At 68.1% G+C, this 16142-nt stretch carries 21 protein-coding genes; 18 read left to right on the forward strand and 3 right to left on the reverse strand.

What is annotated here, in order from left to right; translation table 11 throughout:
- The first annotated feature begins 2 nt into the window (after positions 1-2).
- The 16 genes from IEQ11_RS06480 to ssb all read left to right on the forward strand — a co-directional run bounded on the left by IEQ11_RS06480 (position 3) and on the right by ssb (position 11445).
- Entirely contained in the window at positions 3-395 is a 393-nt protein-coding gene (locus tag IEQ11_RS06480) for a flagellar basal body rod protein FlgC (RefSeq protein WP_036101673.1), read from the forward strand.
- Positions 395-718 carry a flagellar hook-basal body complex protein FliE gene (gene fliE, locus IEQ11_RS06485; protein WP_036101681.1) on the forward strand — a complete coding sequence of 108 codons (324 nt, stop codon included), beginning with the start codon at positions 395-397 and terminating at the stop codon, positions 716-718. The genes IEQ11_RS06480 and fliE overlap by 1 nt, the downstream gene beginning before the upstream one ends.
- A 14-nt stretch (positions 719-732) precedes the next feature.
- Complete coding sequence (fliF, locus tag IEQ11_RS06490; RefSeq protein ID WP_191821657.1) at positions 733-2160, forward strand: flagellar basal-body MS-ring/collar protein FliF; 1428 nt, start codon at positions 733-735, stop codon at positions 2158-2160.
- Positions 2157-2633: a hypothetical protein gene (locus IEQ11_RS06495; RefSeq protein WP_096413909.1), complete on the forward strand. Its 477-nt coding sequence runs from the start codon at positions 2157-2159 to the stop codon at positions 2631-2633. The genes fliF and IEQ11_RS06495 overlap by 4 nt, the downstream gene beginning before the upstream one ends.
- Positions 2633-3307 carry a FliH/SctL family protein gene (locus IEQ11_RS06500; protein WP_191821656.1) on the forward strand — a complete coding sequence of 225 codons (675 nt, stop codon included), beginning with the start codon at positions 2633-2635 and terminating at the stop codon, positions 3305-3307. The genes IEQ11_RS06495 and IEQ11_RS06500 overlap by 1 nt, the downstream gene beginning before the upstream one ends.
- Positions 3304-4635, forward strand: a complete 1332-nt coding sequence (locus tag IEQ11_RS06505; RefSeq protein WP_191821655.1) for a FliI/YscN family ATPase — start codon at positions 3304-3306, stop codon at positions 4633-4635. The genes IEQ11_RS06500 and IEQ11_RS06505 overlap by 4 nt, the downstream gene beginning before the upstream one ends.
- On the forward strand, positions 4632-5081 hold the full coding sequence (locus IEQ11_RS06510; protein WP_191821654.1) for a hypothetical protein: 450 nt from the start codon (positions 4632-4634) through the stop codon (positions 5079-5081). Before IEQ11_RS06505 ends, IEQ11_RS06510 begins: the two co-directional genes overlap by 4 nt.
- The gene (locus tag IEQ11_RS06515) at positions 5078-5875 is read left to right on the forward strand and encodes a hypothetical protein (protein ID WP_191821653.1); all 798 of its coding nucleotides are present in this window, start codon (positions 5078-5080) and stop codon (positions 5873-5875) included. Before IEQ11_RS06510 ends, IEQ11_RS06515 begins: the two co-directional genes overlap by 4 nt.
- Positions 5875-6294 (forward strand): flagellar hook assembly protein FlgD, encoded by a 420-nt coding sequence (locus tag IEQ11_RS06520; protein WP_036101693.1) that lies wholly within the window; start codon positions 5875-5877, stop codon positions 6292-6294. Before IEQ11_RS06515 ends, IEQ11_RS06520 begins: the two co-directional genes overlap by 1 nt.
- Before the next feature lie 78 nt (positions 6295-6372).
- Positions 6373-7539, forward strand: a complete 1167-nt coding sequence (gene flgF, locus IEQ11_RS06525) for a flagellar basal-body rod protein FlgF (protein ID WP_191821652.1) — start codon at positions 6373-6375, stop codon at positions 7537-7539.
- Positions 7539-8309, forward strand: coding sequence for a FliM/FliN family flagellar motor switch protein (locus IEQ11_RS06530; protein ID WP_191821651.1), 771 nt, complete (start codon positions 7539-7541; stop codon positions 8307-8309). The genes flgF and IEQ11_RS06530 overlap by 1 nt, the downstream gene beginning before the upstream one ends.
- Positions 8306-8608, forward strand: a complete 303-nt coding sequence (locus tag IEQ11_RS06535) for a FliM/FliN family flagellar motor switch protein (protein ID WP_082124179.1) — start codon at positions 8306-8308, stop codon at positions 8606-8608. The genes IEQ11_RS06530 and IEQ11_RS06535 overlap by 4 nt, the downstream gene beginning before the upstream one ends.
- Entirely contained in the window at positions 8605-9069 is a 465-nt protein-coding gene (locus tag IEQ11_RS06540; protein WP_191821650.1) for a hypothetical protein, read from the forward strand. The genes IEQ11_RS06535 and IEQ11_RS06540 overlap by 4 nt, the downstream gene beginning before the upstream one ends.
- Positions 9070-9100: 31 nt before the next feature.
- Positions 9101-9817: a flagellar type III secretion system pore protein FliP gene (fliP, locus tag IEQ11_RS06545; RefSeq protein WP_096418215.1), complete on the forward strand. Its 717-nt coding sequence runs from the start codon at positions 9101-9103 to the stop codon at positions 9815-9817.
- A 16-nt stretch (positions 9818-9833) separates the two neighbouring features.
- Complete coding sequence (locus IEQ11_RS06550; protein ID WP_191821649.1) at positions 9834-10526, forward strand: sigma-70 family RNA polymerase sigma factor; 693 nt, start codon at positions 9834-9836, stop codon at positions 10524-10526.
- A gap of 370 nt (positions 10527-10896) precedes the next feature.
- Positions 10897-11445 (forward strand): single-stranded DNA-binding protein, encoded by a 549-nt coding sequence (gene ssb, locus IEQ11_RS06555; protein ID WP_057921022.1) that lies wholly within the window; start codon positions 10897-10899, stop codon positions 11443-11445.
- Between the two features lie 331 nt (positions 11446-11776).
- Here the strand turns inward: ssb and IEQ11_RS06560 are convergent, their stop codons facing one another.
- Positions 11777-12601 carry a universal stress protein gene (locus IEQ11_RS06560; RefSeq protein WP_228464557.1) on the reverse strand — a complete coding sequence of 275 codons (825 nt, stop codon included), beginning with the start codon at positions 12599-12601 and terminating at the stop codon, positions 11777-11779.
- Here IEQ11_RS06560 and IEQ11_RS06565 point away from each other — a divergent pair.
- Both IEQ11_RS06565 and IEQ11_RS06570 read left to right on the forward strand, forming a co-directional pair.
- Positions 12542-13312, forward strand: a complete 771-nt coding sequence (locus tag IEQ11_RS06565; RefSeq protein ID WP_228464555.1) for a GNAT family N-acetyltransferase — start codon at positions 12542-12544, stop codon at positions 13310-13312. The two genes, IEQ11_RS06560 and IEQ11_RS06565, sit on opposite strands and share 60 nt — an antisense overlap.
- Positions 13313-13368: 56 nt before the next feature.
- On the forward strand, positions 13369-13740 hold the full coding sequence (locus IEQ11_RS06570; RefSeq protein WP_191821646.1) for a low affinity iron permease family protein: 372 nt from the start codon (positions 13369-13371) through the stop codon (positions 13738-13740).
- Positions 13741-13790: 50 nt separating this feature from the next.
- On the opposite strand, the gene IEQ11_RS06575 is transcribed toward IEQ11_RS06570, so the two are convergent.
- Positions 13791-15047, reverse strand: a complete 1257-nt coding sequence (locus tag IEQ11_RS06575; RefSeq protein ID WP_191821645.1) for an MgtC/SapB family protein — start codon at positions 15045-15047, stop codon at positions 13791-13793.
- A gap of 15 nt (positions 15048-15062) precedes the next feature.
- A complete protein-coding gene (gene adhP, locus IEQ11_RS06580) occupies positions 15063-16100 on the reverse strand; it encodes an alcohol dehydrogenase AdhP (RefSeq protein WP_191821644.1) in 1038 nt (345 codons plus the stop codon).
- Positions 16101-16142: the final 42 nt, after the last annotated feature.

Below are 16142 nucleotides of genomic sequence, written 5' to 3' on the forward strand. Positions count from 1 at the left end.
GCATGGCCATCGAATCGATCCTCGACGCCGCGCGCGCGGGCATGCAGTACGAACGCCTGCGCCTGGATGCGTCCAGCCGCAACATCGCCGCGGCCAACGTGCCGGTCGCCGCCGGCCACGGCGCGACCCGCTTGAGCGTCGGCGCGCCCGGATTGAACGGAGCGGCCGGCGGTTTCGCCGCCGCGGTGTCCGAACAGCCCACCGGCCTGCGCGAAGTCAACGACCCGGCGCATCCGATGGCCGACAAGGACGGCATGGTCCATTACCCGGCCACCGACATGGTCGGCGAAATGACCACGCTGATGACCGCCAGCCGCGGCTACGAAGCCAACGTGCGTTCGTTCAACCTGCTGCGCGGCATGATGCTGCGCGCGCTCGAAATAGGAGCCAAGTGATGAGCGTGGAAGCCATCGGTGCGATCGCGCTCAGCGCGCTCGCGCAACCCGAAACCATCCGCACCGACGCGATCGCGCCGACCGCGAACGCCGGCATCAAGGGCGCGGATTTCATGAACGTGATGGGCGCCGGCCTGAGCCGCGCCGACCAGAGCCTGCGCAGCGCCGACACCCAGTTGCGCGCGCTCGCCGCCGGTCAGGACATCCCGATCCACGAGGTGATGATCGCGATGGAACAAGCGCGCATGGACCTGACCCTGGTCGTCGAGGTCCGTAACCGGATGCTCGAGAGCTACCAGGAACTGACCCGCATGCAGTTGTGACCTGAACCACGCCCATGAATCCCAAAAGCTATTTCGTTTCCCTGTCCCCGGCCGCGCGGGTGAGCCTGATCGTCGGCGTGCTGGCGATCGTGGCGCTGACCGCCGGCATGCTGTGGTGGCTGATGGCGCCGCGCCAGCAACTGCTGTTCGGCAAGCTGCGCGAAGCCGACACCGCCGAGATCGTGCAGTCGCTCAACGAGTGGAAGGTCCCGCATCAGATCATCGACGGCGGCACCGGCATCACCGTCGCCGCCGACAGCGTGTACGAAACCCGCATGCGCCTGCTGTCGGCCGGCGTGCCGCGCGGCGGCCATGTCGGTTTCGAGCTGTTCGACGATGCCGATTTCGGCGTCACCGAGTTCGCCCAGCGGGTCAATTACCAGCGCGCGCTGCAGGGCGAGATCGAACGCACCGTGGCTTCGCTGCCGGGCGTGCAGACCGCGCGCGTGCATCTGACCATCCGTCGTCCGGGCATGTTCGTCGGCGATCGCGAAAGCTCCAAGGCCTCGGTCGCGGTGGCGATGAATCCCGGCGAGACCCTGGCGCGACCGCAGGTGCAGGGCATCCGCAGCCTGGTCGCCTCGGCGGTGGAAGGGCTGGCCGTGGCCGACGTGTCGGTGCTCGATTCCAACGGCACCTTGCTGGCCGGCGGCGCCGACGGCGGGCGCGGCGCGATCGCGCTGGACGAACGCTCCGACGAGGAAGCGCGGCTGGAAGACCGCATCCGTCTGCGCGTGGTCGAACTGCTCGGCCAGGTGCTCAACAACGAGGAGTTCAAGGTCTCGGTCGATGCGAGCCTGAACTTCGACGCGGTGCGCGAGGTCAGCGAGCGTCCGATCGCGCAGGGCGACGACGGCAACGGCCTGCTCGCGCGCAAGCGGATCAATTCCAGCCAGGCGCCCGACGCCGCCGGCCGCAGTCAGAGCCAGGAAGAATCCGAGTACGTGCACGGCATGTCGCGCGAGGAGATTTCGCGCGCGCCGGGCCGGGTCGAGCGTTTGTCTGTCGCGGTGATCCTGCCGCAGCACCTGGACGAGCAGGAGGTCGCGCGGATCCATTCGCTGATCTCGGCCGCGGCCGGCATCGACACCAATCGCGGCGACCGCCTGGAAGTCTCGCGCCTGCCGAGCGGCAAGGTCCGCGCGACGCCGCCCGCAGTGGCCGCGTTGACCGCGCCGCAACCCGCCGATCGCGTCGCGCTCGCCGCGCCGCACGGCAATCTGATCGCCAACCGCTCGTTGCAACTGCAGCCGTGGATGCCGTGGGCGCTGGCCGGCGCGGTCGGCCTGCTGCTCGGCGCGATCTTCGCCTTCGCCGCGCAGCGCAAGCCGCGCAAGCTCAGCGCCGAAGAACGCGAAGCGGTGCTGGCCAAGCTGCGCGGCTGGCTGTCGGAAGGGCAGATGCCGGTCGAGCATCGCATCGTCGCGAGCAAAACCCCATGAGCACCCTGGGCGAACGCAAGAGCGCGCTGTTGCTGCTGAGCCTGGGCGCGTCCGACCAGCGCCAGCTGCTGGCGCGGTTGCCGGCGGCGTCGGCGCGCACCATCCGCGCGCTGATGCACGACCTGCGTCGCAGCCAGCTGCCGGCGGCGGAACTCGTCGACGCCTTGCTCGGCGACGAGATGCGCGGCCTGACCGCGCGCACCTCGCTGGACGTCGATCAACTGGTCGCGTTGTCGACCACCTTGCCGCATGCCTGGTTCGCGCGGGTGCTGTCGGTGTGGACCGGGGTCGATCGCAATTTCTGCCTGGCCTTGCTCGATAATCGGGTCGCCGCGTCGGTGCGCGAGGAACTCGATCGCATCGGCCGGATGCCGCCGAAGCTGGCCGATGCCCTGCGCGCCGAATCGCTGCAACTAGTGTCCGAAGCGATGGCCGTGCCCGTCGCCGCGTCGCCGGCCAGGGGGCGCGTGTGATGGAGCGCATTCCCGCCAGCCACGGGCGCATCGTCGACTTGTCGACCTTGTTGCAGCCGGCCGCGGCGCCGAACACGGCGCCGTCGCAGCCGCGCCCGGATCCGGCCGCCGAACTCGAACGCGAACGCAAGGCGGTGCTGGAGCGCGCCGAAGCCGAAGGGCTCAAGCGCGGCCTGCAGCGCGCCGACGAACAGATCCTCGCCAGCCAGCAGAAGGCCGAGGCGCGGATCGAACAGGCGCATGCCGCGCAGACGCGCAAGCTGGATAACGCCAATGCACAACTCGCCGCCTTGCTGAAGGCCTGGCCGGCGGCCGCGGACGAACTCGACCAGCGCCTGGAAACCCTGTCGCTGGATATCGCGTTCGCCTGCGTGACCCGTCTGCTCGGCGAAATCGGCGCCGACGGCGAACTGATGAAGCGCTTGTGTCGTCAGGCCTTGAGCGAATACCGCCAGCGCCCGGTGACCGTGCGCGTGGCCGCGGCCGATGTCGAAGCGGTCAGCGAACTCGCGTCCGATGCCGAGGTGCGGGTGATCGCCGATGCGCGCCTGAGCCCCGGACAGTGCCGCCTGGAAACCCACAAGGGCCTGTACGACACCAGCCTGGAAGTGCGGCTGGACGCGTTGAAGCAGGCGCTGCTGCGCAGCGTCGACGGCGGAGACGCCGACGCATGAACGCTTTGACGGCGCGCGCCCAGGCCCATATTCAACTTGCGCCGATGGGACGCAGGCTGGGCCGCATCGTCTCGTTCAACGGTCTGGTGATCGAAGCGCTCGGGCCCGAAGCGCACCTGGGCGAATTGTGCGAGATCGAATCGGCCGCGCCGGGTCCGCGGGTGATGGCCGAAGTGGTCGGCTTCCGCGACGAGCGCGTGCTGTTGATGCCGTACGGCCATGTCGGCGCGATCTCCACCGAAAGCCATATCCGCGCGACCGGTCAGCCGGTCACCGTGCCGGTCGGCGAAGCCATGCTCGGCCGGGTGATCGGTGCGTTCGGCAATCCGCTCGACGATCACGGCCCGATCACGTACTCCGATGCGTACCCGCTTTACCGCGAACCGATCAATCCGATGGCGCGCGCGCCGATCGACAGCGCGCTGGACACCGGCGTGCGCGCGATCGACACCTTGCTGACCCTCGGCGCCGGCCAGCGCGTGGGCGTGTTCGCCGGCAGCGGCGTGGGCAAGAGCACCTTGCTCGGCATGCTCGCGCGCCAGGTGCGCAGCGACGTGACCGTGTTGGCGCTGGTCGGCGAACGCGGCCGCGAAGTCGGCGAATTCCTGACCCACGCGCTCGGCGCCGAAGGCCTCAAGCGTTCGGTGGTGGTGGCGGCGACCTCCGACGAACCGGCGCTGCTGCGCGCGCATGCCGCCCACGCCGCGCACGCGATCGCCGAATACTTCCGCGACCAGGGCCGCTCGGTGCTGCTGATCGTCGATTCGATGACCCGCTTCGCCATGGCCCAGCGCGAGATCGGCCTGGCGATCGGCGAGCCGCCGACCTTTCGTGGCTACACCCCGTCGGTGTTCAGCCAATTGCCGAAATTGCTCGAACGTTGCGGGCGTTTGCGCGGCGGCGGTTCGATCTCGGGCATCTACAGCGTGCTGGTCGAAGGCGACGACATGAACGAGCCGGTCACCGATCACATGCGCGCGATTCTCGACGGCCATATCGTGTTGACCCGCGACCTGGCCGCGCGCGGCCACCATCCGGCGATCGACCTGCTGCAAAGCACCAGCCGCCTGATGAGTCAGGTCGCCAGCGAATCCGAACAGGCCATCGCCCGCGATGCGCGCAAGCAGATCGCCGCCTATGCCGCATCGCGCGATCTGATCGAACTGGGCGCGCATCAGCGCGGGGCCAATCCGGCGCTGGATCGCGCGGTCGACCTCAAGCCGGCGCTGGACCGGATCATGCAGCAGACCCCGCTCGAAGCGACCGCGCGCGCCGAGGCCTATCGCCAGCTCGCCGTCGCGATCAAGCACGAAGACGGCGCGGCATGAACCGCAAACCTTCCGCCGCCGTTTCGACCCTGCTGCGCTGGCGCGAATTCGAAGAAGCGCGCGCCTCGACCGCGTTCCTGCAGCGCTGCCACGAAACCCGCCAGGCGTTCAGCCGCATGCAGGAAGCGCAGGACGTGCTGCAGGCGATCAACGCGCGGCGCGAGGAACTGCTCGCCGCCGACAGCGTCGACCTGGTGTTGCTGCAGGCGGTGGATAGTTTCGAAGCGCAGGCATGGAGCCGGCTCGACACCCGCCGCGACGAACACGCCGCCGCGCGCCGGCAACAGGATGCCGCGCAGGACGAACACGTCGCCGCGCGCGCCCGCACCCGCGTGGCCCAGACCCGGCACGAGCGCCTGCGCGCCGGCGAACGCGATCAAGAGGAAAAACTGATGTTCGATCGCATGGCCGATCTGTACGCGAGTCACCGGAGCGATCGCGCATGATCAAACCCACCTCCATCGCCGCCGCGGCCTTGTTGCCGCGTCACAACGCGACCCCGCGCGAAGGCGGCTCCGATTTCAGTCGCTGGATCGGTTCCGACCAGGGCCGCGCGCCGGCCTCGGATGCGCCCGATGCCCACCGAGATGCTCAACGCGAATCGCGCGCGGCCGGCGACATCGATGCGCCGTCGTTGGCGTTCGACCTGGCGATGGCCGACAAGGCCGATCTGCTGCTGGAGTTCCACGTCAGCGGCCGCGGCGGCGAACAGGAACTGCTGGCCCTGCCGTGGCGGCTGTCGGCCAACGGCCGCCTGTCGCAATTGCTCAGCGCAACGCAGCGGCCGGGCGGGCAGGGCTTGGCCTCGTCGCCCGCGCGCGACGCCGCGACCCGCGCCAACGCGAGCCTGGCCGATGCCTGGGTCGAATACAGCATTCGCCATTTGGCCCAGGCCGACGCGGCGTCGCCGCAGGTGTTGCCGATGCCGAACCTGGCCGATCCGCTGCAGTCGAGCGCCGCGAGCTCCAGCGAATCCACCGCTTCGGCGAGCGCGTCGCGCAACGCATCCGACGGCGCGGCCGCGCCGTGGGCCAGCCGATTGCTGCGCTGGATCGAGAGCGAGGGCGGCGACGCCACCTTGTGGATCCGTGACTACCGACTCGACCCGGACGCCGCGCAACGGCTCAGCCGGCTGATGCACACGCTCGCCGAAGAACACGGCACCCAACTGCAACGCATCGTCGTCAACGGCCGCGAACACTGGCGCGCCGATCGCAACAGCTCACAGGAGAACCTCTAATGGCCATCGACGCCATCGGCAGCACGCCGAATCCGCAGAACCAGGTCCTGACCCGGCAGAAGAGCATCGACCAGGAAGATTTCATCAAGCTGTTCCTGGCTCAGCTGCAGTTTCAGGACCCGCTGGAACCGGTCGACAACCGCGAGTTCCTGGCTCAGCTGGCCCAATTCACCTCGCTGGAGCAATCGCGCCAGACCAGCGAGAACACCAACGAGCTGTTGTCGATGAACGCCACCAGCCAGGCCCTGGCGCTGATCGGCCGCGGCGTCGACGTGCAAGGTCAGGCGATCCCGCTGACCGGTTCGGTCACCGCGGTCCAGTTCACCGAAAACGGCCCGACCCTGAGCGTCACCGACGCCAACAAGCAGGTCACCACCGGCATCCGCCTGTCCCAGGTCACCCTGGTCAAGCAGCCCTAACCGACCGCCGCGGCAGCCTGAGTAAACCGTCGTACCAAGCAGCCATACCAAGCAGTCTTAAGTCGCAGGAGCGCGCTCATGTTCCAAGCCTTGTTCAACAGCCTGTCGGGACTATTCAGTTTCTCGCGCGGGCTCAACACGATCAGCAACAACGTGTCCAACATGAACACGCCCGGGTTCCGCGGCAGCGATGCGTTCTTCGAGAACGTGCGCGGCGGTCTGGGCTCGCGCATCAGCGGCGAGGGCATGCGCACCGAACCGGGCGACATCCGCCAGACCGGCAACGCCACCGACATGGCGGTCGACGGCGAGGGCTATTTCATTCTTCGCGATCGCAGCGGCGAGTTGCACTACACCCGCGCCGGTCAGTTCCGTTTCAACGAGAAGGGCGTGCTGGTCGACACAGTGTCGGATTACGAGGTGATGGGCTACGACGGCGACGGCAACCTGGCCGCGATCGATCTCACCCCGATGCGCACCTTGCCGCCGGAGCTGACCAGCAAGGTCAACTTCAAGGGCACGCTGACCCCGAGCATGACCACGCCGTACACGATCACCTCGATCGACGTGTTCGATTCCAACGGCACCGCGCGGCGCCTGTCGGCGGTGTTCACCCGCACCAGCGCCAACAACATGCCGGCCGAGTTCAACGTGGTGATCAAGGATTCCACCGACGCCACTATCGCCACGCATACCTTGAAGTTCGATACGCTCGGCACGCCGACCCGCGAGACCAACGAGTTCACCGCGCAGTTCGCCTTCGGCGGCGCCACGCCGCAGCCGGTGACGTTCAACTTCGGCACGCCTGGCGGCTTCGACGGCATTTACTCGTTCAGCGGCGGCAGCGTCAACGTCACCGCGACGGTCGCCGACGGTCACGCCATCCTCGGTTACAACGACGTGGCCTTCGACGAGAAGGGCGTGTTGCAGCTGTCGTATTCGGCCAAGGAAAAGCGCCAGGGCCCGCGTCTGGCGCTGGCCTCGCTGCCTAACGAAAGCTCGCTCAAGCTCGACGGCGGCCGCCTGGTGTCGGGGCCGAGCGTGCAGGACAAGGAACTCGGCCGTCCCGGCGAATCGCGTTACGGCCGCATCGTCGGGCGCAGCCTGGAACTGTCCAACATCGACCTGACCCGCGAGTTCGCCGACATGATCATCATCCAGCGCGGCTATCAGGCCAGCTCGCGGGTGATGACCGTGAGCAACGAGATGATCGAGCAGCTCTACAACAGCACGAGGGGCAGCTGATGGCCGTGTTGTTGCCGGTGCGCTGGCATGGCGCGAGCCGCCTGGCGCGTCTGCGTTCGCTGCTGTCGGCGCGCGGCGGCGAATGGCTGCGCGAGTGGTCGAGCGACAAGGCCGCGCTGGAGTTAGGCCTGGAACCGCTCGACAGCGGCGTCGGCGCCGGCCAGTGGTTCGCCACGCGCGCCAGCGGCGGCACCGTGCATGCGTGCATGGCGTCGGCCGCGTTCGATCAACTGGGCCGGCGCCTGCTCGGCAGCAACGAATCCGACACGCTCGGTCTGGCCGAAGGCGTCGGCCGCCGCGCCTGGAGCGATCTGATGCGCGCCTGGTTCGCCGCCGCGTCCGACGCCGATGCGTTGAGCGACGCGGTCGCGCCGAGCGAACGCGCGCTCGCCGCGCGTCACGGCGTGGTCGGTCTGCTGGTGCAGGTGGCCGGCGTGCGCATCGCCTTGTACCTCGACGCCGGCGTCTGCGATGTGCTGGTGCCGGTCGACAAACCCGCCGCGGCGCTCGCGTTGAGCAAGCGCGGCGACGCGATGACCCAGGCGCAGGTTGGCCTGGACGTCGTGCTCGACTTGGGCATGGCCGAAATCGGCCAGGCCTTCGATCTGCGCCCGGGCGAAATCATTCGCACCGCGGTCAAGCTCGACACCGCATTGATCTTGCGTTCGGCGACCGGCGCGGCGCTCGCGCGCGGTCAGCTGATCGCCCAGGACGGCCAACGCGCCATTCGTATTTCCTCGATTTCCATGCAGCAAGGGGCAACCTCATGAAGAACAGTGCAGCCGCCGAAGTCATCCCGGCCGACAAGACCACCCTCGATCTGCGCGACGCCGGCGCGCGCCAGGACATCGGCCTGATCGGCCACGTGCAGGTTTCGCTGGCCGCCCAGGTCGGCACGATCAATCTGTCGGTCGAGCGTCTGTTCGGCCTCAAGGCCGGCGACGTGATCGACATGAACGAAGCGCTGGAAGCGCCGATCACCTTGATGCTCAACGGCCGCGCGGTCGCGCGCGCCGAGCTGCTCGCGGTGGACGACCACTTCGGCGTGCGGATCCTGGAACTGGCGTGAGCGCCGAGGCAACGCAAACCGCCGCGAAGCAGAGCGCGCCGAAGGCGACCACGCCTGACGTTGCGCCTGTCGCCGCGCCCGCAACGGCGCCTGTCGTCGCGCCCGGCGCGGTGCACAGCGCGGCGCCGATCGGCTTTCGCGACGAGCACGCATCGGTCGCCGATTCGGCGGTCGGCGTGCTGCTGGTGTTGGTGGTGCTGCTCGGCGCCTGCCTCGGCGGCCTGCTGTTCGCCAAGCGCAAGGGCTGGTTGAACCGCTGGCTGCCGGCACCGAGCGGCGCGGCCGACGACGCCTCGCGCCTGCGCGTGGAGCAGGTGCTGCGGCTGAGCCCGCGCACCGTGCTGTATCGCGTGGCCGACGAACGCAACCGTTATCTGATTCTCGAATCGACCGCGAGCGCCCAGCTCGGTCCCGCGCAACCTCTCGATCAAGCGACCCCGCCTCATGACCCGCACGCCTGACCGCCGCCGTTGGCCGATCGCTGTCGGCGTCATGGCCGCAAGCTTATTGTTCGCCGGCGCCGCCGTGGCCGCGGGCGCGACCGCGCCGAGCGACTTGGTGGGCGAAGCGCTCAAGCAGGACTATTCGCCGGCGATCCGCAATCTGATCGCGCTGACCGCGTTGTCGCTGTTGCCGGTGGCGCTGATCGCGATGACCTCGTTCACCCGCATCGTGATCGTGCTGTCGCTGCTGCGTCACGCCCTGGGCCTGCCGCAGACGCCGCCGAACGCGGTGGTGGTGACCTTGTCGATCTGCCTGACCTATTTCTCGATGGCGCCGGTGCTCGACAAGGTCAACGACAGCGCGCTGCAACCCTACATGGCCGAGCAGATCGGCAGCGGCGAAGCGGTGCGTCGTGGCCTGCTGCCGATGCGCGAGTTCATGGTCGGCCAGACCCGCGAATCGGACCTGACCGCGGTGCTGGAAATGGCCCGCGTGCCGGCGCCGAAGACCATCGACGACATCCGCTTCCGCCATCTGCTGCCGGCGTTTCTGCTCAGCGAGCTCAAGACCGCGTTCCAGATCGGCTTTGTGATTTTCCTGCCGTTTCTGTTGATCGACCTGGTGGTGGGCGCGGTGCTGATGGCCTTGGGCATGATCATGGTGCCGCCGGCGACGATCAGCCTGCCGCTGAAGATATTGCTGTTCGTCTTGATCGATGGTTGGGTGCTGGTGTCCAGGGCCTTGTTGAGCAGTTACTGGACGTGAGGGACGCCGGGACGTGATGGAAGCGGCGACGGCCGACGGCGAGGACGCCGAACTGTGGCAGCGCTACCGCGGCGGCAGCGACGACGCGCGCGACCGGCTGTTCCTGCGTCACGTCGGCTGGGCCAGGGCGATCGCCTCGCAGGTCCACAGCCGCATACGCGCCTATCCGGTCGACCGTCAGGATTTCATCCAGAACGCGACCATCGGCCTGCTCGATGCGATGAGCCGCTTCAACCCCGAGCGCGGCGTGACCTTCCGCGTCTACGCCAAGCCGCGCGTGCGCGGCGCGGTGTTCAACGGCTTGCGCGCGATCCTCGGCGACCGCCCGCCGCCGCGCGATGAGGCCACCATCCGCGAACGCCTGCAGAGCCTGCAGGACAACGGCGGCCAGGACACGCTGGAAAGCATCGTCGACTCGGTGGTCGGCCTGGGCCTGGGCTTCCTGCTCGACGAAGCCGGCCGCCATGGCGGCGCCAGCGACACCCGCGACGGGCTGGCCTATGTCGACCGCCAGCAGACCGAGCATCGCCTGAGCGCCGCCCTGAACAACCTGCCCGAGCGGCTGAAGCTGATCATCCAGACCCACTATTTCCACTATGTCCCGTTCCAGGACATCGCCCAGAGCCTCGGCCTGACCAAGGGCCGGGTGTCGCAGCTGCACCACGCGGCCTTGACCAAGCTGCGCGAGAGTTTGCGGGATATGCAGTAGGCCGGGCCAGGGCAGCCCGGGCGGGTGGATCGCGATGGCTTGGCATGTGCCTGGGCGGAGGCGGTCATCCCGCCCTTGGCAAAAGCGGCCAGCCCGGTCCCGCGGTGAGAGGCTTCAGCCCCGACGCCTTTCGTTCCAGGCGCCGCGCAGCCTGCCCAGGCCGGCGCGCCCGGCCGAAGCCGGCTTGCACAGACGACAGCGAACAGCCGTTCAGAGCCCCTTTCGAGCCCGCAAGCCCACCCGGCGAGGCCCGTCCGGCCTACGCTTCAACCGGATTAGTCCGACCCGCCGCCGCGCCCGGGACCCATGGCGGAGCGGGGGGCTATAATCCATCATCTCAGCCGTATCCCGGCAATAGTTAAGGAATCCCATGGCACGCGGCGTCAACAAAGTCATCCTGGTCGGCAACCTCGGTAACGATCCGGAGACCAAATACACCCAGGGCGGCATGGCCGTGACCACCCTCAGCCTGGCGACCACCAGCGTCCGCAAGGACAAGGACGGCAATCAGCAGGAACGCACCGAGTGGCACCGGGTCAAGCTGTTCGGCAAGCTCGGCGAGATCGCCGGCGAGTACCTGAAGAAGGGCCGTCAGGTCTACATCGAAGGCTCGATCCGCTACGACAAGTTCACCGGTCAAGACGGCGTCGAAAAGTATTTCACCGACATCATCGCCGACGAGATGCAGATGCTCGGCGGCGGCGGTGAAGGCGGCGGTGGCGGCGCGCGCGAAGGCGGCGGCCGCAGCGACTTCCGCGGTGGCGGCGGTGGCGGTGGCGATCGCCCGGCGCGCGCGGCCGGCGGCGGTGGCGGCAACTACGGCGGCAATCGCGATGCCGGTCCGCCGCGCCGCGAAGCGCCCCCGGCCAAGTCGAACGACTTCGGCGACGACTTCGCCGACGACGATATTCCGTTCTGATCCGCGGTTCGCGTTGTTCGCTGCATCTGTCGCAAAAGGCCCGCAAACGCGGGCCTTTTGCTGTCTCCGGTTGGACGCCGCATCTTCGGCAACGGGGCGGCGGAGACCATCCAGGGACATCGCGCAGCGAGTCGATATTGAAGCCGGTATCGCGTCCGCGGCATTCGCAGTTGACGCTCGCGGCTGACGGGCGATACCCGATACAGCCGGTGGGCGCAGGTCGACGCGCGTAGGCTGACGCCAGGGCCACGGTACGGGCCGCGACCTGAAGACCCGGGCGACCCTTCGCCAGGTTCGACGGACATCCGTTCGTCTCGCCGAACCCGGCGACCTAATGCGAAAACAGCACCGGGCAAGGCGCGTGGTCCGAAAGGTGGCGGGTCGTTCCGCCCAGGATCTGCTCGATCAGCCGGGAATGGCTGTAGGCGCCGGCCACGATCAATTCGGCGTGATATTCGCTCGCATGATCGACGATTGCGCGCCCGACGTTGGCATGCGCCGCGGATCTGCGAACCCATTTGACCTGTACCCCATGGCGCTCCAGATAGCTCGGCAAGAATGCATCCAGCGGGTACGCGATCGATGAGGTTTCGTCCACGCTCAGCAGGTCGACCGAGCGCATGCGGACCAGCCAGGGCAAGGCATCGCGCAGCGCCCTGGCCGCTTCCCGGGAGGCCTTCCAGGCCACCACCGCATGGCCGAAGTTCGTCGGCAGGGCCTTGAAGGCCGGCACGCACAGGACCGGTCGGCCGGAGCCCGCGGCGACGGCCGCGAACACGCGGTGGCGGGCGTCGCGCTCGTTCGCGCCCATGCCGAGCACGGTGACGTCGGCATAGCGAGCGTGTTCGACGGTGATCTCCGAGGGCGTCAGCCAGAAGGATTCCGAGCGGCGAATCTCATAGGGCACCTCGTCGTAACGCAATCGCGCGTCCGCGGCTTCGGCCATGCTTTCGACGGTGGCCAGCGCGCATTCGCGCATGCTTTCGTAGACGCCCGCGGGGTAGTACTCCCAGGCCTCCGGAATCGGCGCGACCTGGCTCACGCCCACCAGGGCGACCACCCTGCCGCGCCAGGCCTTGGCCATCGCGCAGGCGGTTTGCAGCACGGGCGAGGGAATGTCGCCCATCAACAGCGGTACGAGGAACTCCTTGAACATGGCACGCGCTCCGAAATCCGTGTCTGCAGCGTGGCAGTCGCGGCGACGGAGGCATTGACGCGGATCAATCAAGCCGATGTGGCGCCGTCGCGGCGATTGATCCAGATCAAGAGCGAACTGCGGCGAAGCCCTAGGCTGGACCTGAACCCATCGCAGGAGCCCGCCGTGAACATCGCATCGCCCGCCACCCGCGTTTCAGCGCCGCTGAGATGGACGCAAACCTTGCGCGACCGCAGCCACGTCGTGATCCGATCCATTTCGCCGCTGGACCGCTCGGCCGAACGCAGTTTCCTGGAAGGGCTGTCGGCGGAGACCCGTCGATTTCGCTTTCTCGGACAGATGCGTTGCCCCAGCGAGCAATTGCTCGATCAGCTCACCGATATCGATCCCGAACACGAAATCGCCTTCGTCGCGGTGATTCCGGAAGGAAGCGCCGAACGCATCGTCGGCGCCAGCCGGTACAGCGCGTCGGCGGACGGCGAGTCCTGCGAATGCGCGGTGATCGTCGCCGACGAATGGCAGAACAAGGGCCTCGGCAGCGCGTTGATGAAGCACTTGATCGAGATCGCGAGGCAACGCGGCATCCGTCGAATGTATTCGGTGGATCTGGCCGAGAACCTGCAGATGCGCGACCTGGCGACTTACCTCGGTTTTCACATGCGCGCCGACCCCGACGATGCCAACCAGGTCATACACGAGCTGTCGCTGTAAACACCGGCGCCGCGCCCAGCGCGGCGTTTTTTTTACGAAGCTGGGTGGCGCGGCGGATGAAACTCACGCATGCATTCGATCGATTTTCGAAACTGGCGGCCCGGTTTTCCGGCCGGCCGCTGGCGTTCACCGCGGCGGTGGCGATCATCGCGGCCTGGCTGGTCACCGGGCCGCTGTTCGCCTTCAGCGACACCTGGCAGCTGGTGATCAACACCGCGACCACGGTGATCACGTTCCTGATGGTGTTTCTGATCCAGAACACGCAAAGCCGCGATACCGAGGCGATCCAGATCAAGCTCGACGAGCTGATCCGCGTGACCGAGGCCGCCAGCAATTCGCTCATGGACCTGGAAGAACTCGACGAAGCCACGCTCGAAGCGTACCGGCGCAAATACGAACTGCTGGCGCGTCGGTCGCGCGAAGGCTGAGCCGCGAAGTGCGAGCCATCGCCAGGTCGCGGCGCGGGCCGGGATTGCGTTCAACCCGGCCAGGCGACGAGCACGAAGCAGGCCGCCATCAGCAGCGTTCCCGGGATCAGTCGCGAGGCGAAAGCTCGGCCGCCCCGGGCCGCGGCGACGAAGCACTTCATCAGCGAATTGGCGATGACCGCGCCCATCAGCCCCTGTTGAGCCAACGGCGCATCGAGCGGGTCGCGCGCGATCGATTGCGCGGCCGATGCGGCGGCGGCATGCACGTCGGCCAGCCCGGACAGCGCCAGCACCCACGGCAGGCTCGCGTCGCCGAGGCTGCTTCGCGCGATCGCCGAACCCAGCATGATCGCGCCGAGCAAGGCCACGAACCGCAACGCGGCCATCGGCTCGAACGGCCGTTGCGAGACCAGCTTGCGCATCGGAATGGCCGTCGTGGCGGAGGCCGAGCGAGTGGACAGCCACGCCGCCGCCGCGACGGCCGCGCCCGCCGCGATCAAGGCCGGCGTGGCCCAGCGCAGCATCGCCGGCGACAGCGCGCCGATCACGACCGCCAGTTGCACGATCGTGGCGACATTGGACATCAGCCCGGCGCTCGCCGCGGCCGGCGCCAGGGCGGGATCGGCACGCGCGCGATCGGCCATCGCGGCGATCGTGGCGGTGCTCGACACGAAACCGCCGGCCAGGCCCGCGATCGAAAGCCCCAGGCGGGCGCCGAAGATCCGAAGCGCGACATAACCCACCGAACCGATCGCCATGACCGCGACCACCAGCACCCACAGACGGTGCGGGTTGATCGATCGCCAGGGGTCGATGGTCCGGTCGGGCAGCAGCGGCAGCACCACGAAGGCCGCCGCGGTCAGCAACAGCAGATCGTGCAGTTCCTGCCGCGTCAGCACCCGCCGGCTGAATCGGTGCAGGCGCTGTTTGCTGGCCAGGACGATGGCGACCAGCACGCCGAGCGCTGCGGCGATGTCGGGTGAGCGCATCGACAATGCGCCCAGCAGCCAGGTGACCAGCAATGCGATTTCCGTGCTCAGTCCTGGGTCGCGATCGCGCGTGCTCAGGTACCCGGCGGTGACCAGCGCGCTCAGGAACAATCCGGCCGTCAGCAGGCCGAACTCGCCAAGGCTGACGGCGACCGCGCCGGCCAGGCTACACAGCACGAAGCTGCGAATGCCCGCCGGTTCGTGCAATGGGCCGCGTCCCCTGGCGCGTTCGCGATCCAGACCCACCAGCAGGCCGATGCCCAGCGCCACGCTCAGGCCGGTGATCGGAGACGGCGGGGTGATCGAAAGCGGCATCATGGGGCGGCAACCCGCCTAAGCGACCAGGCTCATGTCGAGCACCGCGCGGCCTTCGATTCCGCCCACCCGCAAACGGTCGAGCACCGTGTTGACCTGGCTCAGCGGAAAGGGTTCGACCTGGGCCCGCACCTTGCCGTAGGCCGCCATCGCGACGGCTTCGGCCAAGTCCTGACGATTGCCGACGATCGACCCGCGCAAGGTGATGCGCTTGAGCACGACATCGAAGATCGGCGTGGCGAATTCGCCCGGCGGCAAACCGACCAGGCTGATCGTGCCTTTGCGGCGGACCATGCCCAGCGCCTGAGTGAACGCACTGGGCGACACGGCGGTGACCAGCACGCCTTGCGCGCCGCCACCGGTGGCGCGGCGAATGTCTTCCAGCGCGTTTGCATCGTTGGCGTTGACGACGATTTCCGCGCCCAGCGAACGCGCCAGCGCGAGCTTGCTTTCGCTGACGTCGATCGCCGCGACATGCAGGCCCATGGTCTTTGCGTACTGGATGGCCAGATGGCCCAGACCGCCGATACCGGAAATCGCGATCCACTCGCCGGGTCGCGCCTCGGTCTCGCGAATGCCCTTGTAGCTGGTGACGCCCGCGCACAGGATCGGCGCGAGGGCGATGAAGTCGCAATTGTCCGGCAGGCGCGCGACATAGGCCGCGTTGGCGATGGCATAGTCGCTGAAGGTGCCGTTGACGCTATAGCCGCTGTTGCGCTGGCGTTCGCACAAGGTTTCCCAGCCGCTGATGCAATACTCGCAATGCCCGCACGCGTCGTGCAGCCAGGCGATTCCCACCGGATCGCCGCCGCGCAGATGTTTCACTCCCGCGCCGACCTCGGTGACGACGCCGGCGCCCTCGTGTCCGGGAATGAACGGAAGGCCGGGTTGGATCGGCCAATCCCCCTGCACCGCATGCAGATCGGTATGGCAGACCCCGCTGGCGCGGATCTTGACCAGCACCTCGCCGGGGCCGGGACTGGGGATGGGCAGATGCTCGATCGACAGCGGTACCCCGAGGCGATGCGCGACCGCCGCTCGCATGGTGCCCTTCATCGCATGCTCCAGGTAGTGAGTCGATCTGGACTCTAGGCCCGC

Origin of the sequence: Lysobacter capsici, assembly GCF_014779555.2 — a bacterium.
Taxonomy (GTDB): Bacteria; Pseudomonadota; Gammaproteobacteria; order Xanthomonadales; family Xanthomonadaceae; genus Lysobacter; species Lysobacter capsici.